The organism is Pseudonocardia xishanensis, assembly GCF_039541715.1.
Taxonomy (GTDB): Bacteria; Actinomycetota; Actinomycetes; order Mycobacteriales; family Pseudonocardiaceae; genus Pseudonocardia; species Pseudonocardia xishanensis.
The window spans coordinates 84,240-109,535 of sequence record NZ_BAABGT010000029.1; the positions used below are offsets into that span (position 1 = coordinate 84,240).

Annotated in this window: 35 protein-coding genes and 1 tRNA gene; 27 read left to right on the top strand and 9 right to left on the bottom strand. The window is 68.9% G+C overall.

The annotated features are described in order from the left end of the window. The first annotated feature begins 107 nt into the window (after positions 1-107). From ABD993_RS11260 to ABD993_RS11290, 7 genes are all read left to right on the top strand, one after another. Complete coding sequence (locus ABD993_RS11260) at positions 108-407, top strand: Rossmann-fold NAD(P)-binding domain-containing protein (RefSeq protein ID WP_345416139.1); 300 nt, start codon at positions 108-110, stop codon at positions 405-407. A 209-nt stretch (positions 408-616) separates the two neighbouring features. Next, positions 617-793, top strand: a complete 177-nt coding sequence (locus ABD993_RS11265) for a hypothetical protein (protein ID WP_345416142.1) — start codon at positions 617-619, stop codon at positions 791-793. A gap of 72 nt (positions 794-865) precedes the next feature. Then, positions 866-1,384: a MarR family winged helix-turn-helix transcriptional regulator gene (locus ABD993_RS11270; RefSeq protein ID WP_345415633.1), complete on the top strand. Its 519-nt coding sequence runs from the start codon at positions 866-868 to the stop codon at positions 1,382-1,384. A 6-nt stretch (positions 1,385-1,390) separates the two neighbouring features. Then, positions 1,391-2,248 (top strand): EamA family transporter, encoded by an 858-nt coding sequence (locus ABD993_RS11275; protein ID WP_345415636.1) that lies wholly within the window; start codon positions 1,391-1,393, stop codon positions 2,246-2,248. Between the two features lie 584 nt (positions 2,249-2,832). Continuing rightward, positions 2,833-3,888 (top strand): GmrSD restriction endonuclease domain-containing protein, encoded by a 1,056-nt coding sequence (locus tag ABD993_RS11280; protein WP_345415639.1) that lies wholly within the window; start codon positions 2,833-2,835, stop codon positions 3,886-3,888. Further along, on the top strand, positions 3,885-4,604 hold the full coding sequence (locus ABD993_RS11285) for a hypothetical protein (protein WP_345415642.1): 720 nt from the start codon (positions 3,885-3,887) through the stop codon (positions 4,602-4,604). Before ABD993_RS11280 ends, ABD993_RS11285 begins: the two co-directional genes overlap by 4 nt. Next, positions 4,601-5,965, top strand: a complete 1,365-nt coding sequence (locus ABD993_RS11290; RefSeq protein WP_345415644.1) for a DNA methyltransferase — start codon at positions 4,601-4,603, stop codon at positions 5,963-5,965. The genes ABD993_RS11285 and ABD993_RS11290 overlap by 4 nt, the downstream gene beginning before the upstream one ends. 146 nt (positions 5,966-6,111) lie before the next feature. Here the strand turns inward: ABD993_RS11290 and ABD993_RS11295 are convergent, their stop codons facing one another. Both ABD993_RS11295 and ABD993_RS11300 read right to left on the bottom strand, forming a co-directional pair. Then, complete coding sequence (locus ABD993_RS11295; protein WP_345415647.1) at positions 6,112-6,780, bottom strand: HAD family hydrolase; 669 nt, start codon at positions 6,778-6,780, stop codon at positions 6,112-6,114. Continuing rightward, a complete protein-coding gene (locus ABD993_RS11300) occupies positions 6,777-7,622 on the bottom strand; it encodes a GntR family transcriptional regulator (RefSeq protein ID WP_345415650.1) in 846 nt (281 codons plus the stop codon). The genes ABD993_RS11295 and ABD993_RS11300 overlap by 4 nt, the downstream gene beginning before the upstream one ends. A gap of 152 nt (positions 7,623-7,774) precedes the next feature. Between ABD993_RS11300 and ABD993_RS11305 the strand changes: the two genes are divergently transcribed. The 10 genes from ABD993_RS11305 to ABD993_RS11350 all read left to right on the top strand — a co-directional run bounded on the left by ABD993_RS11305 (position 7,775) and on the right by ABD993_RS11350 (position 13,800). Further along, positions 7,775-8,161: a hypothetical protein gene (locus ABD993_RS11305; RefSeq protein ID WP_345415653.1), complete on the top strand. Its 387-nt coding sequence runs from the start codon at positions 7,775-7,777 to the stop codon at positions 8,159-8,161. Next, a complete protein-coding gene (locus ABD993_RS11310) occupies positions 8,158-8,421 on the top strand; it encodes a hypothetical protein (protein ID WP_345415656.1) in 264 nt (87 codons plus the stop codon). Before ABD993_RS11305 ends, ABD993_RS11310 begins: the two co-directional genes overlap by 4 nt. 244 nt (positions 8,422-8,665) lie before the next feature. Continuing rightward, positions 8,666-8,854 (top strand): hypothetical protein, encoded by a 189-nt coding sequence (locus ABD993_RS11315; RefSeq protein ID WP_345415659.1) that lies wholly within the window; start codon positions 8,666-8,668, stop codon positions 8,852-8,854. Between the two features lies 1 nt (position 8,855). Further along, a complete protein-coding gene (locus ABD993_RS11320; RefSeq protein WP_345415662.1) occupies positions 8,856-9,146 on the top strand; it encodes a hypothetical protein in 291 nt (96 codons plus the stop codon). A 13-nt stretch (positions 9,147-9,159) separates the two neighbouring features. After that, positions 9,160-9,342: a hypothetical protein gene (locus ABD993_RS11325; RefSeq protein ID WP_181778887.1), complete on the top strand. Its 183-nt coding sequence runs from the start codon at positions 9,160-9,162 to the stop codon at positions 9,340-9,342. Between the two features lie 94 nt (positions 9,343-9,436). Next, positions 9,437-10,855, top strand: coding sequence for an FtsK/SpoIIIE domain-containing protein (locus ABD993_RS11330; protein ID WP_345415668.1), 1,419 nt, complete (start codon positions 9,437-9,439; stop codon positions 10,853-10,855). Next, on the top strand, positions 10,855-11,070 hold the full coding sequence (locus ABD993_RS11335) for a hypothetical protein (protein WP_345415671.1): 216 nt from the start codon (positions 10,855-10,857) through the stop codon (positions 11,068-11,070). Before ABD993_RS11330 ends, ABD993_RS11335 begins: the two co-directional genes overlap by 1 nt. Beyond that, positions 11,028-12,392: a replication initiator gene (locus ABD993_RS11340; RefSeq protein WP_425568951.1), complete on the top strand. Its 1,365-nt coding sequence runs from the start codon at positions 11,028-11,030 to the stop codon at positions 12,390-12,392. Before ABD993_RS11335 ends, ABD993_RS11340 begins: the two co-directional genes overlap by 43 nt. After that, on the top strand, positions 12,389-12,601 hold the full coding sequence (locus tag ABD993_RS11345) for an excisionase family DNA-binding protein (protein WP_345415676.1): 213 nt from the start codon (positions 12,389-12,391) through the stop codon (positions 12,599-12,601). The genes ABD993_RS11340 and ABD993_RS11345 overlap by 4 nt, the downstream gene beginning before the upstream one ends. Continuing rightward, a complete protein-coding gene (locus ABD993_RS11350; RefSeq protein ID WP_345415679.1) occupies positions 12,601-13,800 on the top strand; it encodes a tyrosine-type recombinase/integrase in 1,200 nt (399 codons plus the stop codon). Before ABD993_RS11345 ends, ABD993_RS11350 begins: the two co-directional genes overlap by 1 nt. 42 nt (positions 13,801-13,842) lie before the next feature. Here the strand turns inward: ABD993_RS11350 and ABD993_RS11355 are convergent, their stop codons facing one another. From ABD993_RS11355 to ABD993_RS11370, 4 genes are all read right to left on the bottom strand, one after another. Continuing rightward, positions 13,843-14,136 (bottom strand): hypothetical protein, encoded by a 294-nt coding sequence (locus tag ABD993_RS11355; RefSeq protein ID WP_345415682.1) that lies wholly within the window; start codon positions 14,134-14,136, stop codon positions 13,843-13,845. Positions 14,137-14,199: 63 nt separating this feature from the next. After that, a complete protein-coding gene (locus tag ABD993_RS11360; RefSeq protein ID WP_345415685.1) occupies positions 14,200-14,682 on the bottom strand; it encodes a hypothetical protein in 483 nt (160 codons plus the stop codon). A gap of 338 nt (positions 14,683-15,020) precedes the next feature. Further along, positions 15,021-15,108 (bottom strand) — tRNA-Ser (locus ABD993_RS11365). A gap of 10 nt (positions 15,109-15,118) precedes the next feature. Then, positions 15,119-15,556 carry a MarR family winged helix-turn-helix transcriptional regulator gene (locus ABD993_RS11370; protein ID WP_345415688.1) on the bottom strand — a complete coding sequence of 146 codons (438 nt, stop codon included), beginning with the start codon at positions 15,554-15,556 and terminating at the stop codon, positions 15,119-15,121. A 150-nt stretch (positions 15,557-15,706) separates the two neighbouring features. On the opposite strand from ABD993_RS11370, the gene ypfJ reads away from it, so the two are divergent. Then, the gene (ypfJ, locus tag ABD993_RS11375; protein ID WP_345415690.1) at positions 15,707-16,651 is read left to right on the top strand and encodes a KPN_02809 family neutral zinc metallopeptidase; all 945 of its coding nucleotides are present in this window, start codon (positions 15,707-15,709) and stop codon (positions 16,649-16,651) included. Here ypfJ and ABD993_RS11380 read toward each other — a convergent pair. Beyond that, the gene (locus ABD993_RS11380; protein ID WP_345415693.1) at positions 16,629-16,901 is read right to left on the bottom strand and encodes a DUF2695 domain-containing protein; all 273 of its coding nucleotides are present in this window, start codon (positions 16,899-16,901) and stop codon (positions 16,629-16,631) included. The genes ypfJ and ABD993_RS11380 overlap by 23 nt on opposite strands. Positions 16,902-17,152: 251 nt before the next feature. Continuing rightward, positions 17,153-17,785 carry a GNAT family N-acetyltransferase gene (locus ABD993_RS11385; protein ID WP_345415696.1) on the bottom strand — a complete coding sequence of 211 codons (633 nt, stop codon included), beginning with the start codon at positions 17,783-17,785 and terminating at the stop codon, positions 17,153-17,155. A 54-nt stretch (positions 17,786-17,839) separates the two neighbouring features. On the opposite strand from ABD993_RS11385, the gene ABD993_RS11390 reads away from it, so the two are divergent. The 9 genes from ABD993_RS11390 to ABD993_RS11430 all read left to right on the top strand — a co-directional run bounded on the left by ABD993_RS11390 (position 17,840) and on the right by ABD993_RS11430 (position 23,870). Then, a complete protein-coding gene (locus tag ABD993_RS11390; RefSeq protein WP_345415699.1) occupies positions 17,840-18,823 on the top strand; it encodes an NAD(P)H-quinone oxidoreductase in 984 nt (327 codons plus the stop codon). Positions 18,824-18,830: 7 nt separating this feature from the next. Continuing rightward, positions 18,831-19,388 carry a bacterial proteasome activator family protein gene (locus ABD993_RS11395; RefSeq protein ID WP_345415702.1) on the top strand — a complete coding sequence of 186 codons (558 nt, stop codon included), beginning with the start codon at positions 18,831-18,833 and terminating at the stop codon, positions 19,386-19,388. A gap of 24 nt (positions 19,389-19,412) precedes the next feature. Continuing rightward, positions 19,413-20,285 carry a galactan export ABC transporter permease subunit Wzm/RfbD gene (wzm, locus tag ABD993_RS11400; RefSeq protein ID WP_425568952.1) on the top strand — a complete coding sequence of 291 codons (873 nt, stop codon included), beginning with the start codon at positions 19,413-19,415 and terminating at the stop codon, positions 20,283-20,285. Between the two features lie 5 nt (positions 20,286-20,290). Next, positions 20,291-21,055, top strand: coding sequence for a galactan export ABC transporter ATP-binding subunit Wzt/RfbE (gene wzt, locus ABD993_RS11405; RefSeq protein WP_345415704.1), 765 nt, complete (start codon positions 20,291-20,293; stop codon positions 21,053-21,055). 2 nt (positions 21,056-21,057) lie between these two features. Then, complete coding sequence (gene glfT1 / locus ABD993_RS11410) at positions 21,058-21,969, top strand: galactofuranosyltransferase GlfT1 (protein ID WP_345416121.1); 912 nt, start codon at positions 21,058-21,060, stop codon at positions 21,967-21,969. A gap of 34 nt (positions 21,970-22,003) precedes the next feature. Next, complete coding sequence (locus ABD993_RS11415; protein ID WP_345415707.1) at positions 22,004-22,423, top strand: GtrA family protein; 420 nt, start codon at positions 22,004-22,006, stop codon at positions 22,421-22,423. An 84-nt stretch (positions 22,424-22,507) separates the two neighbouring features. Continuing rightward, positions 22,508-23,104 carry a hypothetical protein gene (locus ABD993_RS11420; RefSeq protein WP_345415709.1) on the top strand — a complete coding sequence of 199 codons (597 nt, stop codon included), beginning with the start codon at positions 22,508-22,510 and terminating at the stop codon, positions 23,102-23,104. Next, a complete protein-coding gene (locus ABD993_RS11425; RefSeq protein ID WP_345415712.1) occupies positions 23,101-23,406 on the top strand; it encodes a transcriptional regulator in 306 nt (101 codons plus the stop codon). The genes ABD993_RS11420 and ABD993_RS11425 overlap by 4 nt, the downstream gene beginning before the upstream one ends. A 56-nt stretch (positions 23,407-23,462) precedes the next feature. After that, a complete protein-coding gene (locus tag ABD993_RS11430) occupies positions 23,463-23,870 on the top strand; it encodes an ATP-binding cassette domain-containing protein (RefSeq protein WP_345415715.1) in 408 nt (135 codons plus the stop codon). A gap of 59 nt (positions 23,871-23,929) precedes the next feature. Here the strand turns inward: ABD993_RS11430 and ABD993_RS11435 are convergent, their stop codons facing one another. After that, on the bottom strand, positions 23,930-25,285 hold the full coding sequence (locus tag ABD993_RS11435; protein ID WP_345415718.1) for a PepSY-associated TM helix domain-containing protein: 1,356 nt from the start codon (positions 25,283-25,285) through the stop codon (positions 23,930-23,932). Positions 25,286-25,296 lie beyond the last annotated feature (11 nt).

A 25,296-nucleotide genomic window follows, 5' to 3' on the forward strand; every position in this document is an offset into this window, starting at 1 on the left:
CCGCGCTGGAGACCGGCACCCTCGCCCTCCCCGAGGACGGCCCGGTCTCCTGGACCGCCCACGCGGACCTGGCCGCGGCCGCCGTCGCGGCACTGACCGAGGACGGCGTGCTGGACGGCATCACCGCCCCCCTGACCGCGGGCCGGATGCTCACCTTCGACGATGTCGCCGCCACCCTGACCGACCTCACCGGCCGCCGCGTCTCGCGGGTCGTCGTCTCCGACGCCGACTGGAAGGCCGCGGCGGTCTCACGCGGGATGCCCGAAGGCGCCGCCGAGTTCACGCTCGGCATCTTCCGGGCCGCGCGGGCGGGCGAGTTCGCGGTCACCGACCCCCTGCTCGAGAAGGTGCTCGGCCGCGCGCCGATCACGGCACGGGCCGCACTGGCGGAGATGCTCGCCCGGTGAGCGACCTCCCGACCCGCGGAGCGCCGGAGTCCGTCGGTCCGTCCCGACGTTCCGGTGCGCTCGTCCGCGCAGCCCTACGGAGGGTGCCACGCGGGGCCCGGGCGTCAGCACCCTCGGGAGCCCCACTCCGCACGAGGGGCGATGCGGACGGGTCTCTCCGCAGCCGGGGAGCAGGTCGGCACGATGCTCCCCTTCGGCGGACGGACAGCATGACAGAAGACCGAGGTCGACAGGGCGGCCGTCGCCACCCGTATCGGGACATCGAGGCCACCACGGCCGTGTACGCCCATGCCTACCCCGGCGAGAAGGCCGTCGCCCTGTCGCGGCTCGGCGGCGTGTTCGCAGTCCCCACAGATGCTCCCGCGCCACCTCCGGCCGAGGGCTGAGCCAAGGCGCCGACGCCATCCTGGCAGCTGGGTCGGCTTGTCGGTCTCCCACCACTCAGCTATGCATGACTCATGCATGAGAAGCGTCTCGCCAACCTCCTGGGAGCGGCATCGTTGGCACTCTCCGACCTGATGCTGACCCAGGTCCGGGAAGCGGGACGGGTGAGCGCGAGCGGAGCCGCCGCACTGGCTGTCCTCGCCTACACGCCTGGTCTCAGCGTCACCGAACTCGGGCGGAGGATCGGCCTGTCCCAACCGGCGACTGCTCGAATGGTGGACTCGCTGGAGACATCCGGCCTGGTCCAGCGGGGCCAGAAGGAGGGGCGCACGGTCTCGGTCGAGTTGACAACGGCTGGCCGAAGCACGGTTCGGGAGGTTCGCGCCACTCGCGAAACGCAGATGAGCTCACTCCTGACCGATTTCGACTCCGACGACCGAGCCACGCTCGAACGTCTCCTCGAGGTGCTGCTGGTCCGGCTCTACGACGACGTCGGCAACTCAGATCTGTTGTGTCGGCTCTGCGACCGATCCTGCTGCACGGACGGCGCGGCCTGTCCCGTCGGTCAGGCCGAACGCGATCAGAGGCGGTGACAGGCCGTGGGAGCGCTGCTCGCTCTCGCCTCGGCACTGAGCTACGGGCTGTCGGACGTGATCGGTGGTCTCGTCGCCCGCCGGATGCGCGCGGTGCTTGTGGCCCTACTGGGTCAGCTCGGCGGACTCGCCGCGGTCGCAATCGCGGCACCGCTCCTCACCCCCACCCGACCAGACCTACCGGACCTCGCCTGGGGCGGACTCTCCGGGCTCGGAACCGGACTGGCCATGGCCTTCCTCTTCCGCGGCATGAGCCGTGGCGCGATGTCGGTCGTCGTCCCGATCAGCGCTGTCGGCGGGATCGCACTGCCCGTCCTCGTCGGAGTCACGCTGCTCGGCGATCGACCGGCGTGGTTGACCTGGCTCGGCGTGGGGCTCGCCCTACCCGGCCTATGGCTCGTGTCTCGGGACGCATCAGTCGCCCCGACCGATCCGACACGCGGATCAGTCGGTGATGGACTCGTCTCCGGCGCAGGAATCGCGCTCCAGTACCTCGCACTCGCCAGAGGCGGTCCCGATGCCGGTCTCTGGCCTGTTCTCGCCGGCAGACTCGCCGCAGTCCTGATCGTCGGTGTGCTCGCAGCCACGATGATGCGGCGAACGTCAGCCGACCCCGACGAGCACGGGAGGACGCGATACGTGCTTGCGGCTGCCGGGTCCGGGATCCTGGCGGCGGTGGCACTGGCTGCGTACGCGTCAGCGGCTCAGTCCGAGTTCGTCACGGTCGCGGTGGTGCTGTCGTCGCTCTACCCGCTCGTACCCGCGCTGGTCGGTCTCGCGTTCCTGGGCGAGCGTCTCTCACGACGGCAGGTGCTCGGCCTTGTCATCGCTCTCACCGGAGCGGCCTTGATCGCCGTCTTCTGACCCAGCCCGGGGACGTTGCTGTCACCGGTCGCCGTCAACGCTCCGATACGGGAGGGACGACGATCATGCGCCTGACCTGGCGGAAGCGGAGGGATTCGAACCCCCGGACCCTTGCGGGTCTCTCGCTTTCAAGGTGTGCTGGCACCCTGGTCAGGCGGCGTTCTGGCAGCTCAGCCGTTCATCGGGGTACAGGCTTGGACGGGCTGAGCGGGCCGGGTTGCGGCACGGGTTGCTGTCAGGTTGCTGTTCCCGGCGTGGCCCTGCCACGCCCTCACAGTGCCCTCCGAGCGCCGTCCCGTCGACCTGGCGCAGCCCGACCGCCCGTCCGCTCGTGGGCGGCCCTCGACCCCACCGCCGGCCGATCTACCGACGCTCCGCCCACGAGTGGACGGGTGGTAGCCCTCGGGGAGGTCGTCGGGACGGCGCGGGCCGCCATCCTGTTGATCTGCCCGCCCGGCGAGGGCTTCCCTGCTGCGACCTCTGCTGACCCCACTCGCAGCCTGGGCCTGCGCTTTCACACGCTCCATGCAGGGTATGACATGCTGTCACTGCGAGATCGTCTGTGGTATAGGAGGCTCACTCGAGTGACCGAAGCTGTTCTTGACCTCCAAGATGAGCTGGACAAGCACAGGCGTGCGGTAGACACCGAATACTTCGATCTGTCGATTCGCGAGATTGTGCGCATGGTTGAGTCGAACGAAATCATCGTTGCGCCTGCCTATCAGCGACAGTTTCAATGGAAGCCAAACGTTCAGAGCGCCTTGATCGAATCACTTCTCCTCGGTCTTCCAGTTCCAGCCATCTTTGTGGCCACCAATCGCGATGGCACATGGGACGTGGTGGATGGACTTCAGCGTATCGCAACTATCATGCGCTTCCACGGTATCGATGTCCCTAGCTCGCCTCAGCTTCAATTCTCGAACGACATTCTGAGACTGAGCGAGCTTGGCCAATTGACGGGCTTCAACGATCTGACCCTCGAAGATCTGCCTATGCCCATTCGCCTAATGTTTGGCAAGCGCTACATTCGAGTCCAAGTCCTCAGCGACAAGTCAGACGCTGATGTTCGGTTTGAGCTCTTTAGGCGCCTGAACGCCGGGGCTGTGGCCCTCACTGCTCAGGAAATTCGCGCATGCGTCTTCAATGGACCGTTCAATTTGATGCTCGAAGACTTAGCAGAGCAGGATGAGTTCCAGTCTCTGCTAAAACTCAAGCCACAGAACCAGCACGACGCCACATCTGCCGAACTCGTCTTGAAGTTTTTTGCGTATTTTGATCGAATGGAAGAGTTCGACGGCAAGGTTACAAAGTTCCTGAACTCCTACATGAAGACTCGCGCGAACCACACGGATCTGACCGCAGAGCGAGAGCTTTTCCTTCGGTCAGTGCGCTTCCTCCGCGAGGTGGTCGGCACCGGGCCGTTCAAGCGTGAGCGTGTATCCACAACTCCGTTGAACCAACTCGAGGCAGTGCTGATCGGAATAGCCAAGGTCTATTCATCGGGAGCAACACCTGTCCGCCCGGCTAGTGGCTGGGAGAATGACAAAGTTCTTGTCGATGCATCCACCAAGGGGACGAACAGCCGGTCCATGCTGACCAAGCGCGTGGGACGCGCCCGCGACCTCTTCTCAGGCGAATGAGCAGGTCTGTCTCCGATCTCTTCGAGAAAGCCAGGAGCGCGCTCGAACGAGAAGGACGCAGACTTGAGAATCTTGCGCAGATCGCTTCCGAAGGGCCAGCGGTATTCGATCACGATGGATTTGAGGCTATCGGAAGAGCTTTATCTTATGTTGTTATGGGTGGAGTCCTAGAGGACTTGATGCGGGAGCTGCCCGCTGCACTGACCGCCGATATTGCGTCGCTGCGTCTCGAGCGTCGACACTTGCCGATCTCGTTCCTAGTCGCCACCGAAGCCGGGACATTTCGCAAGTGTGGGACGGACACAATAAACTCGCTCGTTGCCCGCGCCGATTTGGTTCGTGTCGTTCTTACTCATTCTAACGACCCGCGCCCTGTTCCAGATTTTGGCGAGCTTCTCAACTTGGCCGACGGCTCCACCATCGGCGAGAAGAACTTCGTAGCGCTCTGGCTCTTGTTGGGCCTCGATGGCGATTGGATGAACCATCCGAATGACCGCTTGCTCCTTCGCGAGATAAAGGAGAAGCGCAACGACGTGGCGCACTGGCAGGAAGATCCCGTCGAGATTGGTCGAAAGAAGAAGCCGTCAGATCTCATCGCCATGGTCGATCGACTTGTCGCGCTGCTCGATCATTTAAATCTACACATAGTGTACTGGTTTGAGCAAATGAATGGGTCGACGCCCGTCGCCTCGGTGAGCCGCGGGCAGCAACAATGAGCGCGAACGATGTTGAGCAGCTATCGCTGATCGGTGACTCACATCTGGAAGCTGGGCCAGACAACAAGGTTCGAATCTCGCCCAAGCGACCTTCGGTCGAACGCGACGGACTCGCCGATGTCTTTCCATACTATGCGGGTTTCTCGTACAGGTTTGCTATCGCAGAATTACGACGATCCGTCGCCACCGATCCGTCAACTCTCGTCTTGGACCCTTGGAACGGTAGTGGCACTACAACGCAGGCTGCCCGCGATCTAAATCTTCGTTCGGTGGGCATAGACCTGAACCCCGTTGCCAACATCGTGGCAGCAGTCCGCGCTCGCGCATCTTCCCGTGATCTCGTCGATAAATTCACTCGCGCATCTACAGCTGTCGAGATCGGCCAGTGCCATCCCCTCAGCCACTGGCTAGACGACGAATCTGTGCTCGAAGTTCAACGCTGGATTCAAGCCGCCCGGGACCTGGGCGCACAGACAGAAAATGGTTACCAGATAGCCATGGTTGCCATTTTTCGCGCTGTACGTAAGTTGACAAAGTCTTTCCAAGGATCTAATCCGACGTGGATTCGACGCGCGAAGAGCGACTTGGATAGACTTGATATCCGCGATCGAGTAGGCGGACTCATCCGTTCCGAGTACGACGTTCTCCGCAAGCGCTTAACGGAAAACAGTCTCGAGCATAGACACCATGCAGCCTTGGCGACTGCGTCATCCGCGAATCTCCCCCTGCCAGATTCTGTCGTTGGCGCCACCTTGACATCTCCGCCTTATCTAACCCGCATTGATTACGGTGTAGCTTACTCGCGCGAGCTTGCCGCCCTTGGAATTGATATCTGGGCTGACAGTATCCGAAAAGACCTTATGGGGACGACGCTTACCCGCGCGGGAAGAGGTAGCGCCCGTAAGCTTGGCACCTTAGCCAAGCTGTTGGTCACCAGCATCTCGGAGCACGAAAGCAAAGCCTCTAGCAACTACTACAGCAATCAAGCGCAGCAGTATCTCAGTGATCTCAGTCTTGGACTAGACGAAATCACGCGGGTATCTCGCGAATCGGCTGATCTAACGCTCGTAGTTCAGGATTCGTACTACAAGGACGTGCATGTTCGCCTTGCCGACATATGCGCTGACGAGCTGATGGCCCGAGGCTGGGAAGTCGTTGAGATCAAGCCATTTGAGGTTAGGCGGTCACTTGTTGACCTCAACACCAATGCTCGCGCGTACGTCAAAGGTACTGTTTCCGAAAGTGTCCTTCAGCTTCGGCTTGCACAGCGACGGGCGCGGGCGGACGGGGACCGGCCGGAGGCCGCATGCCCCGGCCGCCCGGCGCCGGAGGCGCCCCTTGAACAGGTAGAGAAACTCTGAACCCACGCGGCCCGACAGCGGCCCGAGGAAGCGGCTCGAGGTCACGCCATCTTGCGCGCTCACGGTAGGTCCTGGGTCCGAGCACCGTGCGCGTCCCTGTGGATCACGATGCATAGGTGTGAGTGCGTTGATCTTGCTTCTCGTGGTTACTCAGCGTGGACGATCTCGTCCATGGACTTGATCAGGGCGTCGGGCTCGAAGGAGCGTAGGGCGCGGTCCTTGCCGGGCTTGTTGGCGTAGGCAATGGCGGCGGTTCCGGCGGCTCGGGCAGCCTGGATGTCGGTCACGGAGTCGCCGATCAGGACCGCTTCGGTAGGCGCGGCGTCGCGTTCGTCGAGCGCTCGACGGAGCAGGTAGGGCTCCGGCTTGAGGTCCTCCGTCCGCGGCCGGGTCCGGCCGACGACTCCGTCGATCTCGCCGTCGAGCCCGTGCAACTCGACGAAACCCCGGATCGCCGACTCAGAGTTGTTGCTGACGATGGTGATCGTGTGACCGCTCCCCCGCAGCGCCTTGATCGCGTCCAGCGCGCCAGAAGTCGGGGCGGCCCTCAGGACCGTCTTGCGCTCCTCGGCGGCGAAGGCCTGCTCGGCCTTCTCGGCCAGCTCGCGCTCGTGGCGGTCGAAGTGGCGCAGGACGACGAAGGCGTCGTCGGCGTCGTGGACCTCTTGCGGGAGCTGAGCCCAGCGCTTGCCCAACAGTCGACGCATCGCGTCGCCGGACTCCCGTCCCCTGTTGCCGGGGAACACCGCGCAGACGGGACCGTCGAAGTCGAGCAAGATGTGCCTCCGCTCCTCGAGGAGCTGGGCGAGGGTCATCGGGAGAAGGGGCGTGCGACGCTGCCCCACACGCTGTCGAACCACATCTTGGACTGGGCCACGTACTGGGAGGCGAGGGTGTCGGGGTCGCTGTCGGCGCTGTGGTGGAACAGCGTGGCGTCCTTGCCCATGAGGTCCCACATCGGAACCTGGTCGCCGTCGAGCTTCACCGTGTGTTCCTGGACCGGGTAGTAGCCGAAGAACACCTCGGCATCGTTGATCACGTAGAGCTTGAACAGCGGTACCGCGGGCGCGACACGCACCTCCGCGGCGGCGTCGGCCACGAGCCCGAGTTCGCCGAGCTCGTTGACCGCCTCGACGACGGCCTCGGTGTGGCGCCGCATGATCCCGGTCGCCCGCGCCCGGAACGCCGGGCTGTCCGCGAGCCCGTCGACCGTCGCCGGCAGGGTCCACGGCTGCGCCGGGTCCGGGACGAGGATCCGGACCCGGATCGACTCGGGGCGCACCTGCCCGGCGCGGATCTTGTCGAGTGGCTCGGACATCGCACCGTGCAGGGTCTCGCCGGAGAACCCGGCGAAGTCGACCGTGACCTTCTCGGCCTCGAACGCCCGCTCGATGTGCGGTCGGAGCCCGACGGGACGCTCGGTGCGCTCACGCACGAACACGCCACTCCCCTGCCGGGAGACGACCAGACCCTCCTCGCGCAACACGCGGATAGCTTGCTGAGCGGTCATGCGGGCCACGCCGTAGCGCTTGGCCAGCTCGGGGCCGGACGGAAGCTTCTCCCCCGGCTTGAGCGAACGCGTCAGGATCGCTGCACGCAGAGCGCTCGCCACCTGCCGATACGGCGGGCGCGGGTCATCGGGGTCCAAGTCCTGCATGCCGTTCACCCTACGTGCTCCCCAATAGGCTGGCTAGGCCACCTGGGTGGACTATGTCGATACCTGTCCAACATGACTAAGTGGCACAGGCGGCACATGCTACGGTCGAAGCACCCCGAAAGAAGCCGGGAGCCAACTACCAAGGAGCACCAGTGCGAGACATCCCCGTCAATCTCAACGGCTACAAGCTCGTCATCGTGGAGCCCCCGGCCCCGAAGATGCGCGACGACGGCAAGGGCGGCCTCATGCCGGTCACCGACCAGCAGGGCGTCACACAGTTCGTGGTGGCGCTGTTCGCGAAACTGCGCGTCGGACCCGGCGAGCGGGCCCCGAAGGGCGAGGAGATCAAGGTGACCCTCGCGACCGACCCCGGCGACGGGTTCGGAGAGGACGTCCGCGTCGAGCTGCTCGACGCCAAGCTGAACCCGTACCAGATCGACAACGGCCAGGGCAGGGTCAGCTCCGGGATCGCGTTCAAGGCGATGGGTCTCAAGCCGGTCGGCGGACCGGTCCAGCGCGGCGGCGGTGGCGACAAGTGAGCCGTCCCGACTACCTGCCCTCGACCCGCGTCGAGACCCACGCCCACGTCTACGAGACCACCCGCTACAGCCACCGCCTCTACCCCGCCGACGACCGCGCCACGGTCCGCATCGACGGCGACGGTGGCGAGATCACCGTCTACGGACACCTCGCCGACCTGACCCGCCTGCGGGATGCGATCGTCGACGTCGTCGCCGAACTGGCCGCCGCCCGCCAGAACATCGCTCAGCAGGGCACCGCCGCCGAATCCGCGGCCTGATCCATCCCCTTTCCAGAATCGCCGGGAATTCCGGCCTGGCTACCCCTGTGCCCGAAACCGGGCAGGAAGGCACCCCCATGAGCTGCACGGAATGCTCCGGATCAGGCGCTTGCGACGCCTGCGACGGATACGGAACCGAGGCCGTCAACCACTGCACCGCCACCGAGGCCCCGGAATGCGTCGTCTGCTCCGGCGACGGGATCTGCGTCGCCTGCCGCGATGCCCGGGTGCAGGTGGGTGCGTGATGAGCCGAGTCGTCAACGGTCGGGTCCGCCAGACCTCCGGCGTGGGTCGGCTGGTCCGGCGCCTCGATCGCGAGCGTCGGAAGTGGACCCGGGTCGAGGCCGTCGAGATCCCCACCGAGCAGGCGTGGCGGGCCGGGGTCGCCGAGGGCCTCCGTCTCGCACAGGCCGCGATCCGCAAGGGCGTCTGACGTGGCCGCCACGCTCAAACCGGTCAACCGCCGCGCGCTGCGTCGATACGGCGAGTTCTGGCGGGCCCTGCAGATGGTCGGCAACGCCCTCATCGAGGCCGAACGCCTCGCCGCGAAGGCCGCCGACGCCACACCCGCCAAGGCCGGTCAGGGCGCCGTCGCCCACTGGTCCACCCCGACTCCGGAGGAGCTGCGGGCCGCTGCCAAGAAGGCCGGCCAGTCGATGCAGGTCATGGCCTCCGGAGCCAAGAAGTGGGAGGCCGAACTGATCTCCCGCGAATGGAGACGCTGACAAGGAGAACCCGTTGAGCCTCAACGTCGACCGCACCATCGAAGACCTCGACCAGTCCATGCGGGAACTGCGCAGCGCCCTGCGCGGCATCCCCTTCCGAGCAGGTGGGTTCAAGAACACCCACGACAAGCTCACCCGCGCCGTGGCCCATCTCGTCGTCCTCCTCGACGCCTCCCGCGCCACGTTCCGCGAGTAGACGCACCGTCCCGTCACGCCCCGCAGGCCGACAGTCCGATCCGCGCGACCCGGCCTGCGGGGCACCCATCCCCCACACCGTGAGGCCCCATCCCATGCGCTCCGTCACCTTTCACAACCTGACCCCCGTGCACCCTGTCGGCGCCCGTCCCGGCCGCGGCTCGCACCGCTCCACCGGCCGCGAATGGCGCGTGCTGGCGTGGCTGTGCCGCCACCCCCGGTTCCTGCTCGTCCCCGCCACGATCGTCACGGGCCTGGTCCTGCTCGGGCCGATCGTCACCGGCTCGATCGTCGGCGGCCTGGTCCTCGCCGTCGTGAGCTGGCGGCGTGGTCACCCGCCCTCGTTCGACCGGTTCCTCGCCCCACGGCTGCGCTCGACCCGGCGCCGCTGGACCGCCTACGCCGGTGGGCGCTGGGCAGGCGTGCTCGCCGAGTGCGACCTCGTCCGAGAGAACCGCCGCACCGGACAGGTCACCGTCCCCCGCGTGCTGCGGGTCCGCTCGTCCACGCCCTCGATCGACACGGTGTACGTCCGCATGGCCCGCGGACAGGACCTGCGCACCTGGACCGAACGCGCCGAGGCCCTTGCCGACGCGCTGCTCGCGCATCGGGTCGCCATCACGCGGATCAGGCCCGCCGTTCTCGCGGTAGTCGTCGAGCGGGTCATGCCGTTCGACCGCGTCATCCCGGCCCCGGAGATCCCCGCCGAGACGGCCGACGTCGACCTCGACGCCCTCGATGTCGGGGAGAATGAGTACGGCGACCCATTCACGATCAGGCTGCCAGGCAAGCACTTCCTGACCGCGGGCGCGTCCGGCTCAGGCAAGGGCTCGCTGATCTGGAGCCCGCTGTGTGCGCTCGGGCCCGCCATCCGCGACGGCCTCGTGCGCGTCCACATGATCGACCTCAAGGGCGGCGTCGAGACCCGGCGGGGGGCGCGGCTGTTCCACCGCTACGCCACCACAGCCCGCGAGGCCATCGACCTCCTCACCGACGCTCGCGACGAGATGAAGGCTCGCCAGGCCGCCATGGACGGCGATCGGGCCCTCACGGTCAGCCAGGAGACGCCGCTGAACGTGATCATGATCGACGAGATGGCGATGCTCACCGCCCACGGCGAACGCGGTGACGTCCGCGAGGCCCTGCGCCTGCTCGCCGAGATCCTCACCCAGGCACGGGCCACCCTGACCACCGTCATGGGCTACGTCCAGGAACCCACCAAGGACGTCGTCGACGTCCGCGAGCTGTTCACCACCCGCATCTGCCTCGGCGTCACCTCCGCCGCCCACGTCGACATGGTCCTCGGCGACGGAGCCCGCGAACGAGGAGCACTCGCCGACCAGATCCCCGGCGACCCCGCGCACGCGGGAATCGGGTTCGTCATCGACACCGGCTCGCGACTGCCCGTCCGCTTCCGCGCCGCGTACGTCGACGACCACGAGATCGACGAGCTCGTCGAGCGCTGCGCCATCCACCCGCCCGTCCGCGCCCTGCCCGAGAACGGGGCGGCGTGATGTGGGCCGTCACAGGGTGGGCAGTCGCTACCTGGCTCAAGCTCACCGCGCTCCTCGCCATCGCCGTCGGCGTCGTCTGGCTCGTCTACGGCACCGGCTCCGGCTGGTTCTGGACCGCCTGCGCAGCCGCCGTCCTCGCCGAGGTCTGGATCGTGCGGGGCCTGAGCGGTGAATGGGCTTACGAAGCCCGCGCGAGCTGGTGGTGGGCCAAGTGAACGCCACCGTCAGTCAGCGACTCCGCTCCTTCGACTACTCCACCTGGCGCGCTCGGGTCGAGGCCACCGGTGGCTGCGCGCACCCGGTCCGGCTGCGCGGTTCGTCCACCATCGCCACTCCCGACGGGACCGTCCTCGCGCAGCGCACCGGGGAGGTCTGGGCGCCATGCGGGAACCGCCGCGACACCGTCTGCCCCGCCTGCTCAGACCGCTACGCCGCCGACGCCTTCCACCTCATCCGCGCCGGACTCGCTGGCAACGAACACCACGTCCCGGCCACCGTCACCGATCGACCCCGGCTGTTCCTCACCCTGACTGCGCCCTCGTTCGGGCACGTCCACACACGACGGCTCACCGCTCGCGGCCGCGTCATCCCGTGCCGGTGCGGAGACCACCACCAAGCGAACGACCCGAACATCGGCGGCGCGATCGACCACGACACCTACGACTACCAAGCCGCCGTGCTCTGGCAGGCCCACGCCGGGAAGCTCTGGCACCGCTTCGCCATCGCGCTCCGGCGCGCCCTGGCTGCCCGCCTCGGCGTCTCCGGTCGCCGCTTCGGCACCGTCGCCCGGCTGTCCTACGCCAAGGTCGCCGAGTACCAACGCCGCGGCCTCGTGCACTTCCACGCCGCCATCCGCCTCGACGGACCCGAGGGACCCGCCGACCCACCACCAGCCGGGATCACTGCCGAGGGTCTGCGCGACGCCATCCACGAAGCCGCCACCGCGACCGCCCTCAACGTCGAGCGGCCCGACGGCACGACGCTGAACCTGCGCTGGGGTGCGCAGCTCGACCTCCGCGAGATCACCCCCACCGCCCACAACGCCGTCACCGACGAAACTGGCGAGATCACCGACACTCGGTTGGCCGGCTACATCGCCAAGTACGCCACGAAGGGCACGGGCAAGAGCGACGGTCATCCCGACCGTCCGATCCGCTCGCTCGCCCACCTCGAGCACATGGCCCTGGCGGACCACCACCGACGGCTGATCGAGACCGCCTGGCACCTCGGCGGCCTGTCCCAGTACGCGGAGCTAAACCTGCGCAAGTGGGCGCACATGCTCGGGTTCCGCGGGCACTTCCTCACCAAGAGCCGCGCCTACTCGACGACGTTCCGGGTCATCCGCGGTGACCGTCGCGCTTGGCGCCTCGCCGAGCAACTCGACCAACTCGGCCACCCCGCCGACGAGCCGGTGATCGTCGTCAACGACTGGCACCTCGTCGGCATCGGCCACCGCGACGAAGCCGACCGCGAACTCGCCATCGCGCACGCCGAACGCATCCGAGAGCAGCGCAGGACCACGAGGGGGACGTCATGAGTCAGCAAAGCGGCCCGGCCATCGCGCGCGTCTTTCTCACCGCCGAGGAGGTCGCCGAGGCCCTGCAGATCGGCCGGACCCGCGTGTTCACGCTGCTCGCGGCACGGGAGATCACCTCCGTGAAGATCGGCAACCTACGCCGCATCCCAGTCGACGCCGTGCACGAGTACGCCATGCGCCTCGTCCAGCTCGAACGAGAGGCGAGCTGATGCCCGCCGGGAAGAAGCGCGCGAATGGCGAAGGCTCGATCTACAAGCGCGCTGACGGTCGCTTCGTCGGGTCGGCGGTCGTGCCGGTCGCGGGTGGTGGTCGGCGCCGCCGCTACGTCTACCGCGATACCCGCGCTGACGCCCGAGAAGCGCTCGACGACCTGCTCCGCGACGCGAAGGCAGGCGTCCGACGTCCGCTCAAGCGGCAGACGCTCGGCGAGTACCTCGACTACTGGCTCGAAGAGGTCGTGAAGCCCGAGCGACGGCCCACCACCTACGCGGGCTACGAGACTATGGTCCGCGTCCACATCAAGCCCGTGCTCGGCAAGAAGAAGCTCGACGAGGTGGGGCCGGCGGAGGTCCGGAAGCTGCTGGCCGTGCTGCGCGACAAGGAGACCACCGGGCGGGGCGGCGGCCCCCGGAAGCTCTCCCACCGCATGGTCCAGTTCGCCCACGCGGTTCTGCGCAACGCGCTCTCCAACGCCGTCCGCGAGGAGCTGGTCAGCCGCAACGCCGCGAAGCTGGTCAAGATGTCGAACCCCGAGTACGACGTCGGCGCCGGGCTCGATCCGATCGCCGCCCGTGCGCTGCTCAAGCACATCGCCGACGACCGCCTGTTCGCGCTCTACCTCTGCGCGATCGTGCTCGGGATGCGGCGGGGCGAGCTGCTTGGGTTGACCTGGGACGCGGTCGACCTCGATGGCCACCGGCTCGTGGTTCGGCAGTCGCTCAGCTGGGTCCAGGGTCGTGCGGTTCTGCTGCCGCCGAAGACCCGCGCCTCGCGCCGGGTTATCCCGCTGCCCGAGGTGGTCGTAACCGCGCTACGCGATCACGCGAAGAAGCAGGAGGACGAGAAGCTCGCGGCTGGGGAGACGTGGGAGGAGACCGGCTCTGTCTTCACCACCCGTCGTGGCGCCGCCATGTCGCCCTACACTCTCGGGAAGAACTGGCGGGATCTCCGGGACGCCGCGGGCCTGGGGACGCTGCGCTTCCACGACCTCAGACACACCGCCGTCTCGCTGCTGCTCGCGCTCGGCGTGCCCCCGCACGTCGTCCGGGAGATCGCGGGACACAGCGACATCAAGGTCACGATGACGGTCTACGCTCACGGCAACCTGACCGAGAAGGCGGCCGCCCTGACACAACTCGGAGCAGCCCTATCGACCAAGGCCGTCCCATCCACGGACCGCGATGAGTAGTCATGCCCGGTCGCGGTCGGAGAGTCGACCCCCGTGCTGGGCTCACACAGTCCGGCGAGCCTTTACGAGGTGACCGGGCCCTCCCTCCTCCGCGCCGGTATCCCACCACTCCTCGATGTTGGCCCGAACCGTCAGACCCGCTGACTCGAGCGGAAGCCCACGGACGTCCGCCCACATCGACCGAAAGCTCAGCCGCCATCGCTGAACGCTTGTGCCCGCGCCGGGGACGACCTCAACGTCGATAATGAGGCTGTCATCGGGACCCGGCGCCATGCCAGTGACATCGATCCTTCGGTCGTCGGCCGTTGGAGCCGGGCTCTCAAGCGGCTTCCGCACCTCTCGGTGTAGCTCCTCGCTAGTCCATTGCATCGGACGGGCCGTCCTTCCAGCTAACAGGTTCTAGGGCTCGGCGACAGGCTCATATATCAAGCAGTCAGTTCGCTGAGCAGGCACAACTCCCTCGGGGCGCACACTCGCGGTGTTGGGATACGTCACTTCGTAGGCAGTGATGACCCCCTGCGGACGAAACCCCGAGCCGCCGATGGCGCCCTGATTCACCACCACACGGAACGTGTTGACACAGCGGTCTGTCATCTCGCCGTAGATCGTACCGGCGGCGTTGACCGTTCCCCTCGCGATTGTGTTGGCGATTCGAGAATCGAAGGCGTCGTTCCAACGGCCCTTCTGGACGACGTGACGGAAACCGTAGGTGTTCGTTCCACACCGAAGCGGGATGGCGAGGCTGCCCCGGGAGTAGGTGCGGACAACGGTCTCTTCAGACTTCCCGTCGCAGAAGTTCGCCGGGACGGCAGCCGAGGCGGCGGGACTGAACGTCGCCGATAGACATAGTGCCACCGCGCCGACCACCGACACTCGCAGCAAGCGCCTGACCATCGCATTCCCCCCGGATTCTCGAGATGATCTTGCGTGAGCCTGCCCTCAGCGGAGCAGCAGTGGCAAGCACCCTGGCGAGGTACCACCTGAACTACCAGCCGATCACTACAGCTGGTTACCGATCAGACCCCACCGACACCGCCTTGTACCTCACCAGGGTGATCAAGCTCTTCGCGATGGACAGCGCCGCTGGCGCCCAACTGGCACGGCAAACGCGGTCCTCGGTCCGCGCACCGGACGGATAGCTGTTAGTCGCGTTGCTGTCAGCGGTTGCTGTCAACGCCTCGGTGCGGGCGACGTGATGATCAGTGATCATGCTGCTGACCTGGCGGAAGCGGAGGGATTCGAACCCCCGGACCCTTTCGGGACTCTCGCTTTCAAGGCGAGTGCATTCGGCCGCTCTGCCACGCTTCCGGGTGGGAGCCTAGTCGGTGGGGGCGATGGCGCGGAGGCCCTGGACGACGCGCTCGAGGAAGACCGTGGCCTGGGCGCGCTCGGACTCGGTGAGCAGGTCGACGACGTAGCGGCGGACGCCCTCGACGTGGGTCGGGGCGGCCTTCTCGAGCAGGGTCCGCCCCGCGGGGGTGAGGCAGGCGAAGATGCCGCGGCCGTCCGACCGGTCCCCGTCCCGTTGCACGAGGCCCGTCTTCTCCATGCGGGAGACCTGGTGGGAGAGCCGGGACTTCGACATCGCGAGGGTCTCGGCGAGCGCGCTCATCCGCATGCGGTACCCCTCCTGCTCGGACAGCATCACCAGCACGCCGTAGTCGGTGTGCGAGATCCCGTGATGGTCCTGCAGGTCCCGGTTCAGCCGGCCGTCCAGCAGCGTCGAGGCGATGATCCAGGCACGCCAGAACCGCATCTCGCCCGCGTCGAGCCAAAGGGTTTGCGCTGACGTTCCGTCCGACACGGTGCGCAGCGTAATGAAGCGTTGTCGACCTGATCGCGCCGGTGTGGTGGGATCTCGTCGTCGACCCACCGGGGTCCGGTCGGGTGACGGAGGAGGAGCACGATGCGGTTCGACGAGAACGCGGACCTGGACACGTCGAACATCGACGATCTGCGTCGCGGCGGTGGAGGTGGCGGCGTCGGGGGGCGCGTGGCCCTCGGCGGCGGCGGCGTCGGCATCGTGGGGCTCCTGCTGTTCTTCCTGATCTCCGCGCTCGGCGGCGGCAACAGCGGCACCGGCGGGGGCGGGTTCGCCCTCCCGAGTGGACTGTCCGGTCTGGAGCAGGGGCAGTCGGCGGACAACACCACCATCGCCCAGGCCTGCCGCACCGGCGCGGACGCGAACAGCAACCTCGACTGCGAGGTGACCGCGGTGGTCAACTCGCTCGACGGCTACTGGTCGGACGCGTTCGCCCGCGCGGGCCAGACCTACCAGCCGCCGCGCACCAACTTCTTCAGTGGCTCGGTGAACACCGGCGGATGTGGCAGCGCGACCTCGGACGTCGGCCCGTTCTACTGCCCGGCGGACAACGAGGTCTACATCGATCTCACCTTCTTCCAGGAGCTCGAGACGCGGTTCGGCGCCGAGGGCGGGCCCTTCGCCCGTGCGTACGTCATCGCCCACGAGTACGGCCACCACATCCAGAACCTGCTGGGCACCAACCGGCAGGTCCGGGCGGGCGACAGCGGCCCCACCTCCGGCTCGGTCCGACTGGAGCTGCAGGCGGACTGCTACGCAGGCGTGTGGGGCAACCACGCCACGACCACGCCGACCGCCTCCGGCCGCCCGCTGGTCCAGGACGTGAACCAGGCGGACGTCGCGGCTGCGCTGGACACCGCCTCGCGCATCGGCGACGACTACATCCAGAGCAACCTCGGCGGCGGCCGGGTGGACCAGAGCCAGTTCACCCACGGCAGCTCCCAGCAGCGCGAGCGCTGGTTCACCACCGGGTTCCGGAGCGGCGACCCGGCCCGCTGCGACACGTTCACCACGAACAACCTCGGCTGAGCACCTCCCAGGCCTCGCAGTCGCAGTCCGCCCCGAGGGCGCGCAACCCGCGGGCGAGCGGGTCCCACGGAACCTGCCGGGCAGCGGCCCACCGGGCGGCCTCGCGGAGCCGCCCGCTGCACGCCCGGGCGGCCAGGGCGCCCGCGAGATGGAGCCGCAGCTCGCGCCGCTGCGCGGAGTCGACGGTCAGCGCGACGGTGAGCAGGTCCGGCCAGCCGGTGACGGGCGGACGGTCGGGGGTATCGGTCACGCCCCGAGGCTCGGTCGACGGACCGACGTTTCCGGGGCGCGTCGAGCGCAGACGGCCTAGTTGTCCACAGCTCCGGTCGACGGCCTCGGTTCACATGATCGGCGTTTCCGTGCGCTCAGGGCTGTCCGCACCGCGCTCCGAGCACGTGATCAGCGATCATGCAGCGCTGGGAGCACGAAACGTGCCGGCAGCGCTGGGAGCAGCGCTGGGAGCACGAAACGTGCCGGCAGCGCTGAGAGCACGAAACGTGCTCAGGCGCCGAGCAGGCCCGCGAGATCGGCGGTGTGGCCCTCGACGTGCAGCTCCCAGTCCGGGCGGCGGAAGGTCTCCGGGGTGAGGCGCAGGCGGATGTTGTGCACCGGGGCCCCGCGCGGGGAGAGGATCTCGAAGCCGTCCTCGACGTACCCCAGCTTGGCCGACACCCGGTGCGAGGCGACGTTGTCCGAGAAGGCCTCCGACCGCGCGTGCGCCGCGCCGAGCACGTCGAACGCGTAGGCCAGGATCGCCGCGCGCATCTCGGTCCCGAGGCCCCGCCCCTGCGCGGACATGCCCAGCCACGACCCGGACCCGACCTCGCGCCGCACGGCGAACTCCTCCGCCCGCAGGGTCTGGACCCCGATCACGCGGCCCTCGTGGCGCACCAGGAAGTGCAGCGCCCACGAACCGGGGGCGAACCGGGCCCGCTCGCCCCAGAAGTGCTGCAGCGCGCCGCGCCCCAGGTAGCGCGGGTCGGCGTCCGTCCACGGGATCATGAACGGCATCCGGTCCGGCGGATGGACCCCCCGGTAGGCGACGTCGACGAGCTCGGCGAGACCCTCGTCGTCGTCCGGGCGGAGCTCCAGACGCGGGGTGCGCAGGACGAGCGCCGACTGTGGCCAGTGCATGGCGACGACCCTGCCCCACTGCGCCGGACCGCACGAGCGAATAGCGTCCGTGCCATGCACGCGATCACGGTGAGTGAGCCCGGTGGGCCCGAGAACATGCGGTGGACCGAGGTCGAGGACCCGAAGGCGGGCCCGGGCGAGGTCCTCCTGGACGTCGTGGCCTCGGCGGTCAACCGGGCGGACCTGCTGCAGCGGCAGGGGAACTACCCGCCGCCGCCCGGGGCGTCGGAGATCATCGGCCTGGAGTGCTCCGGCCGGATCGCCGAGGTGGGTCCCGGGGTCGAGGGCTGGGCGAGAGGCGACGAGGTCTGCGCCCTGCTCGCGGGCGGCGGCTACGCGACCAGGGTCGCCGTGCCCGCGGCCCAGTTGCTGCCGGTCCCCGAAGGAGTGGATCTCACCGTCGCCGGGTCGCTGCCCGAGGTGGCGTGCACCGTCTACTCGAACGTCGTGATGAAGGGCGCGCTGGCCGAGGGCGAGACCTTCCTCGTGCACGGCGGCAGCAGCGGTATCGGCACGCACGCCATCCAGGTCGCCAAGGCCCTCGGCGCCCGGGTCGTCGCGACCGCCAACCCCGCCCGGTTCGACGTCTGTCGCGCGTTCGGCGCCGACATCGTCATCGACTACGACGCCGACGTCCCCGCCGAGCTGAAGGAGGCCACCGACGGGCACGGGGCGGACGTCATCCTGGACAGCATGGGGGCCAAGGGGCTCAAGGCGAACATCGCGTCGCTGGCGAGCGACGGCAGGCTGTTGATCATCGGCATGCAGGGCGGGGTGAAGGCCGACCTGAACATCGGCGCCCTGCTCGCCAAGCGCGGGAGCCTCACGGCGATGAGCCTGCGCAGCCGACCGGTGGACGGCCCGCACGGCAAGGGCGCCGTGGTCGCGGGGGTGCGCGCGAAGACCTGGCCGCTGGTCGCCGCCGGCCGCGTGAAGCCCGTCGTGCACGCCGAGTTCCCGATGGCGGAGGCCGCCGAGGCGCACCGGACGCTGGAGGCGGGGGGCGTCGTCGGCAAGTTGCTGCTCGTGGCGCCATGATGGGGGCATGACCTCACCACAGGACAGCGCCGACAACGACGGGCAGCATCAGGTCATGGTCGTCGGACCGGACGGGCGCCCGGTCGGCATGGCCGCCGTGCCGCAGAGTGACGACGAGCAGGGGGACGGCATCGGCGGGATGGTCGAGCAGCCCGCGAAGGTCATGCGGATCGGCACGATGATCAAGCAGCTGCTCGAGGAGGTCCGCGCCGCGCCGCTCGACGAGGCCTCCCGCGCCCGGCTCCGCGAGATCCACCAGAACTCCATCAAGGAGCTGGAGGACGGACTGGCCCCCGAGCTGCGCGACGAGCTGGAGCGCCTCTCCCTGCCCTTCACCGACGACTCCGTCCCCAGCGAAGGTGAGCTGCGCATCGCGCAGGCCCAGCTCGTGGGCTGGTTGGAGGGCCTGTTCCATGGCATCCAGACCGCGCTGTTCGCCCAGCAGATGGCCGCTCGCGCGCAGTTGGAGCAGATGCGGCGCGGCCTGCCGCCCGGCATCGGCGGCGCGCAGGTGCCCGGACAGATGCCGGAGGGCGGCGGACGGGGCACCGGGCAGTACCTCTGACGGTGCCGTCGGTACCCTCCTCGGGTGGCCGTGACCGTGGACGACAGCACCGCCGGGCGTGAGCGCCCGGTGATCGCCGACGCGCCCGGCTCGCGGAGCTGGGCGCGCGCGTTCGGCGACCTCTCGGCGGGCTGGAAGCAGCGTGCGCTGTGGGGCCACCTCGGTTGGCAGGACATCAAGCAGCGGTACCGGCGGTCCGTCCTCGGTCCACTGTGGATCAGCATCAGCATGGGCGTCATCGCCCTGGGCCTCGGCATCCTCTACTCGCTGCTGTTCCAGACGCCGATCGAGACGTTCCTGCCGCACGTGGCCGTCGGCCTGCTGATCTGGAACTTCATCTCCGGCTGTGTGCTCGAGGGCAGCGAGGTCTTCATCGCCAACGAGGGCCTGATCAAGTTCCTCCCGGCCCCGCTGTCGCTGCACGTCTACCGCCTGGTGTGGCGGCAGTCGCTGTTCTTCCTGCACAACCTGGTGATCTGGGCGGTCTTGATGATCGTCTTCCCACACCCGCTGGGCTGGTCGCTGCTGCTGGCGATCCCCGCGTTCGCGCTGCTGGCGATCAACGGCGGCTGGATCGCGATCCTGTCCGGCATCCTCGCCACCCGCTTCCGGGACATCCCGCCGATCATCGCCAGCGTCGTCCAGCTGGTCTTCTACATGACGCCGATCGTCTGGTCCGTCGACATCCTGGGCGACAACCCGGCGGTGCAGGAGCGGGCCCGGCTCGTCGAGCTCAACCCGGTCTTCCACTTCCTCGAGATCCTGCGTCGGCCGCTGCTCGGCCAGGAGACCGTGTGGCGGTACTGGTACGTCGTCCTGGCGATCACGGTCGTCGGGTGGGGTGCCGGCCTGGTCTGCATGCGCAACTACCGCGCCCGCGTGGCGTACTGGGTGTGACACCGATGAACGAGCCGAGCATCGACCTCGCCGACGCCTGCGTCGACTTCCCGATCTTCGACGCGAAGACGCGCTCGCTCAAGAAGTCCGTGCTGGGCAAGGCGGGCGGACGGATCGGCACCGAGTCCAAGGTGCCGATCATCGAGGCGCTGCGCGACATCAACCTGGCCCTGCGCAAGGGGGACCGGGTCGCACTCGTCGGCCACAACGGCGCGGGCAAGACCACGATCCTGCGGCTCATGGCAGGCATCTACGAGCCCACCCGGGGGCGCGCCGCCGTGCGCGGCAAGGTCGCGCCGATCTTCGACCTCGCCGTCGGGATGGACCCGGAGATCTCGGGCCTGGAGAACATCATCATCCGCGGGCTGTTCCTCGGCATGACCCGCAAGGAGATGGAGTCCCGGGTGGACGACATCGCCGCGTTCACCGAGCTCGGCGACTACCTCGAGATGCCGCTGCGCACCTACTCCACCGGGATGCGGGTGCGGCTCGCGCTCGGGGTCGTGACCAGCATCGATCCCGAGATCCTGCTGCTGGACGAGGGCATCGGCGCGGTGGACGCCGAGTTCCTCGCCAAGGCCCGCGGCCGGCTGAACGAGCTGGTCGAGCGCTCCGGGATCCTGGTCTTCGCCTCGCACAGCGACGAGTTCCTCGCCGACCTGTGCGACAGCGCGATCTGGATGGAGCACGGCACCATCAAGGAGTTCGGCCCGCTGCGCGAGGTCCTGCACCACTACAAGGGCCGGGACGTGCTGGCGGATCGTTCGTGAGGCTGCCGGCAGGTTCCGTCGTCGCGGTCGTCGTCACGCGGCACCGGACCGAGCTGCTCGTCGACTCGCTCGCCGCGATCGCGAAGCAGACGCACCCGGTCGCGCACCTGATCGTCGTCGACAACGGGCCGGACCAGCCCGCGCGCGAGGTCGTCGAGGCCTGCGGGGTGCAGGCGACCTGGCTGCCGTCCTGGCACAACCTGGGTGGCGCGGGCGGGTTCGCCCTCGGGATCCTGCAGGCACTGGCGATGGGCGCGGACTGGATCTGGCTCGGGGACGACGACGGGCACGCCGGTTCCGACAGCGCGCTGGCCTCCCTGCTGGAGATCGCCGAGCGGCGGGAGCTGGCCGCCGTCTCGCCGGTCGTGGCGGACAAGGCGGACCCGGACCGCCTGGCGTTCCCCCTGCGCCGGGGCCTGGTGTGGCACCGCACGCGGACCGCGCTGCTCGAGGCGGACGGCGAGGGGGACGCGGAGCTGCTGCCCGGCATCGCGTCGTTCTTCAACGGAGCCCTGCTGCGGGCCTCGACGCTGGACGTCATCGGGGTGCCGGACCTGCGGCTGTTCGTCCGCGGGGACGAGGTGGAGTTCCACCGGCGGCTCGTGCGCTCCGGGCTGCCGTTCGGCACCGCCCTGCAGGCCACGTACCTGCACCCGCAGGGCGGCGAGGAGTTCAAGCCGATGCTCGGCGGGCGGCTGCACGCGCAGGACCCCGAGGACCCCACCAAGCGGTACTACACCTACCGCAACCGCGGGTACCTGATGAGCCAGCCGGGCATGCGCCGGATCGGTCTGCTGGAGGTGCCGCGGTTCGCCTGGTACTTCCTGGTCACCAAGCGGAGCCCGCGGGAGTTCCTGGGGTGGCTCGCGCTGCTCAACCGGGGGCGCGCCGAGCAGTTCCACCGCGCCCCGTGAGCCGGCCGCTCCGGGCCCTCGCTACCCTCGCTCCGTGACCGCGACCCCGGCCTCGACCCAGCCCTCGCAGGGGCTGGTCGGCCAGCTGCTGCGGTTCGCGGCGGTCGGCGGGGTCTCCGCGCTCGTCGACTTCGGGATCTACCACCTGATCCTCGCCCTCGACGCGCCGACCTGGCTGGCCCGCGCGATCTCCTTCATCTGCGGCACCACCACGGCCTACTTCCTCAACAAGCGCTTCACCTTCGGTGAGGCCGCGGGTGGGCGGGGCAGGCTCGCCGGGTTCGTACTGCTCTACGCCACGACCTTCGGCATCGCCGTCGGCGTGAACGCGCTGGCGCTGTACCTGTTGCCGGACATCGCCTTCAAGGCCTCGATCGCCTGGGTGATCTCGCAGGGCACCGCCACCGCGATCAACTTCGTCATGCTCCGCACGGTGGTCTTCCGCTCCCGCTGACCCCCCGGGTGGGACTCGGCCCTTCCCTCGGGCCTCAACTTTGCGGTACAAAGTAGCCGTCATCGCAGACTACCTGGGGGAACCGTGAACGAGGTCGACGATCGGGAGCCCGCGGACGCCGCCGCCGCGCTGCGCATCATCCAGGCGCAGCAGGCCGACACCGCGGCGCGGATCGGGCCGCGGGTCGGTTGGTTCTTCCTCATCTGGGGCGCGGTGTGGCTGGTCAACGGCCTGCTGTACTTCCTCGCCCCCGGTCCCGTCGCGACGTGGGGGGCCGTTGCGGCGGTGGTCGCGGGCGTGGCGAGCAGCGCGACGCTGGGTGCGCGCAGCGGGCGCGGGATCGCGGGCGGATCGCAGAGGCAGGGTCTGCTCTACGGACTGACCTGGCCCGCCGTGATGCTCGGGCTCGGGGTGCTGGTCGGCGGGATGGCGGGCCCGCTAGGGCTCACCGGCGCCCAGCTCGGGGTGCTGATCCCGGCCCTGTTCGCGTTCGTCGCGGGGGCGCTGTACGCCGTCAGCGGGGCGGTCTGGACCTACGTCGCCAACTTCGTGACCGGCCTCTGGATCATGGCCGTCGGGATCGCGTCGGTGTTCGTGGGGCTCCCCGGGAACGCGCTGGTCCTGGGCGTCGGGGTCGGGGGCGCGCTGCTGGCCGTCGGGGTATGGGAGCTGCGGAGGTGACCGGGGTCCCCCAGCTGGACCCGGTCATCCACGCCCAGGCCCGCCTGCGGGTGACCGCCACCCTCGCGACCCTCGCCGAGGGCGACCGGATCACCTTCCCCCGCCTGCAGGAGCTGCTCGACATGACCGCCGGGAACCTGTCCACCCATCTGCGCAAGCTCGAGGAGGCCGAGTACGTGCTGATCACGAAGGCGCACGAACGGCGCACGCCGGTCACCTACGTGGAGCTCACGCGCCGCGGGCGGCGGGCGTTCGAGGAGTACACCGACGCGCTCCGCTCGCTGCTCGGGGGGCAGGCGTGATCGCCACCGCGCACGGCGTCGTCAAGACCTAGGGAGACACCCCCGCGCTCGACGGGGTGGACCTCGCGGTCGGCCCGGGCGAGCTGGTGGGCATGCTCGGGCCGAACGGCGCGGGCAAATCCACGCTGATCAGCCTGCTGGTCGGCCTGCGCAAACCGGACGCGGGCCGGGTCACCCTGTTCGGCGGCGACCCGCGGGTCGCCGCGAACCGCCGACTGCTGGGCACGCCGCCAGACCGGCGGGCTGTCGGGCGGGCAGAAGCGCAGGCTCGCGGTGGCGCCGGCGTTCGTCGGCAGGCCGCGGTTCGTGGCCCGGCGCGGGGTGCGCGGGAGCTGGTGGTGTGGGCGGTGCTGGGCACCCCGCCGGACGTCGTCGCGCTGGTCGTGCTCGCAGGCTGGACGGTGCTGACGGCGGGCCTCGCCGTCTGGGCCCAGCGCCGCGACGAGGGCCGCCGGTTCCGCTGACGGAGACTGACGGAGCCCGGCACTCCCGCTCGAGAGCCCTGAGCGGGAGTGCCGGGTGGTCACTGGTGGACGTGCTGGTCGACGGGCGTCGGCGCCTGCGGGGGTGGCGTCGCCCGGGCGGCCCGGCGCGCGGCGATCTGGCGGAACACCACGTCGACCAGCAGGAACGCGACGAGGGAGACGCCCAGGACCGGTGCCGCCAGCCCCAGCAGGATCGTGACGGCCGCGACCAGCGCGAGCCGCGGGGCTCCGAGCCCACGCCAGACCGTGGGCGGAGCGCTGCTCAGCGGGTTGCTGTACGGGCTGCGCCGCCACCATATCCGGTACCCGGTCAGCACCAGCGCCAACAGGCCGACGACTAATACCCCCAGCACGATCTGGTTGGCCAGGCCGAACAGCTGGCCCGTGTGGAACTGCCGCGCCGCCCAGGCGAACTTGGCCCCCGGCGAGTAGTCGTCCCACCCGACCCTGGCGAGCGTCTGCCCCGTGTACGGGTCGACGGCGACCGACCCCTGGTGCACGGGCACGCCCTCGGATCGCTCCGCGACCAGGATCGGCGCCGACGGCCGCTCCGCGGGCCGCACCTCCAGGGTGCCCTGCAGCCCGGCGATCCGGGCGGCGTCGAGGGCCCGGCTCAGTCCGATCGGGAGCGCGCCCGGCGGGGCCTGCACCGGGGCCACGACGAGCTGGGGCGGGCTCGTGTCGAACAGCGGGGCCGCCCATCGGCTGATCACCGTGCCGGACACCCCGACCGCCAGCAGACCGACGACCAGCCACAGTCCCAGGCTGCCGTGCATCGCCCGCCACCGTGCCGCAGGCGGCATCCTGCGTACCGACGGGGCCAACAGCGTCCGGGCCGTGCGCGGGCGTCTGCCCTGCTTGGCGACCCAGAGGGCGAGCCCGCCGATGAGGATCACCGGCAGCCAGGCCGCGGCGGTCGCGGTGTAGAGCGCCCCGACCGGACCGAGGAACAGATCGGCGTGGAACTCGCGGAGCCAGACGTTGGCGGGCAGCCTGCCGCCGTTCGTCGTCAGCTCGCCGCAGATGTAGTTGGTGTACGGGTCCACGAACACGGTCCGGACCTCGCCGTCCCCCAGGCCGGGGGTCACCAGGTTCACCCAGGTCGTGCGGTCGCCCTGGGCGGGGCGGACCACCGAGTCCAGGTGCGCCTCGGGGTGCCCGACCAGCGCGGCGGTGACCTGCTCGTCGAGCGGCCGGATCGGCCAGTTCTCGCGGTCCGCACCCAGCTGGTGGGCGTAGAGGCCCTGGTGGATCTGCGGGCTGATGACGTAGATCAGCCCGGTCAGGCAGGCCAGCACCAGGAAGGGCGCGACGAGGACACCCGCCAGGAAGTGCACCCGCCGTGCGAGGGGGCGCAGGACCGGCTTGCGGCGGGCTCGCTGGGTCGTCGACACACTTGCCTCCC

Excerpts from the sequence above, each read along its gene's own strand:
- ABD993_RS11335 (WP_345415671.1), top strand. The coding sequence starts at position 10,855 with ATGTGGGCCGTCACAGGGTGGGCAGTCGCTACCTGGCTCAAGCTCACC.
- ABD993_RS11345 (WP_345415676.1), top strand. The coding sequence starts at position 12,389 with ATGAGTCAGCAAAGCGGCCCGGCCATCGCGCGCGTCTTTCTCACCGCC.
- ypfJ (WP_345415690.1), top strand. The coding sequence starts at position 15,707 with ATGCGGTTCGACGAGAACGCGGACCTGGACACGTCGAACATCGACGAT.
- ABD993_RS11330 (WP_345415668.1), top strand. The coding sequence starts at position 9,437 with ATGCGCTCCGTCACCTTTCACAACCTGACCCCCGTGCACCCTGTCGGC.
- ABD993_RS11295 (WP_345415647.1), bottom strand. The coding sequence starts at position 6,780 with ATGACCCTCGCCCAGCTCCTCGAGGAGCGGAGGCACATCTTGCTCGAC.
- ABD993_RS11315 (WP_345415659.1), top strand. The coding sequence starts at position 8,666 with ATGAGCCGAGTCGTCAACGGTCGGGTCCGCCAGACCTCCGGCGTGGGT.
- ABD993_RS11350 (WP_345415679.1), top strand. The coding sequence starts at position 12,601 with ATGCCCGCCGGGAAGAAGCGCGCGAATGGCGAAGGCTCGATCTACAAG.
- ABD993_RS11385 (WP_345415696.1), bottom strand. The coding sequence starts at position 17,785 with ATGCACTGGCCACAGTCGGCGCTCGTCCTGCGCACCCCGCGTCTGGAG.
- ABD993_RS11290 (WP_345415644.1), top strand. The coding sequence starts at position 4,601 with ATGAGCGCGAACGATGTTGAGCAGCTATCGCTGATCGGTGACTCACAT.
- ABD993_RS11300 (WP_345415650.1), bottom strand. The coding sequence starts at position 7,622 with ATGCAGGACTTGGACCCCGATGACCCGCGCCCGCCGTATCGGCAGGTG.
- ABD993_RS11285 (WP_345415642.1), top strand. The coding sequence starts at position 3,885 with ATGAGCAGGTCTGTCTCCGATCTCTTCGAGAAAGCCAGGAGCGCGCTC.
- ABD993_RS11340 (WP_425568951.1), top strand. The coding sequence starts at position 11,028 with ATGGGCTTACGAAGCCCGCGCGAGCTGGTGGTGGGCCAAGTGAACGCC.
- ABD993_RS11390 (WP_345415699.1), top strand. The coding sequence starts at position 17,840 with ATGCACGCGATCACGGTGAGTGAGCCCGGTGGGCCCGAGAACATGCGG.
- wzt (WP_345415704.1), top strand. The coding sequence starts at position 20,291 with ATGAACGAGCCGAGCATCGACCTCGCCGACGCCTGCGTCGACTTCCCG.
- ABD993_RS11265 (WP_345416142.1), top strand. The coding sequence starts at position 617 with ATGACAGAAGACCGAGGTCGACAGGGCGGCCGTCGCCACCCGTATCGG.
- ABD993_RS11370 (WP_345415688.1), bottom strand. The coding sequence starts at position 15,556 with ATGCGGTTCTGGCGTGCCTGGATCATCGCCTCGACGCTGCTGGACGGC.
- ABD993_RS11395 (WP_345415702.1), top strand. The coding sequence starts at position 18,831 with ATGACCTCACCACAGGACAGCGCCGACAACGACGGGCAGCATCAGGTC.
- ABD993_RS11270 (WP_345415633.1), top strand. The coding sequence starts at position 866 with ATGCATGAGAAGCGTCTCGCCAACCTCCTGGGAGCGGCATCGTTGGCA.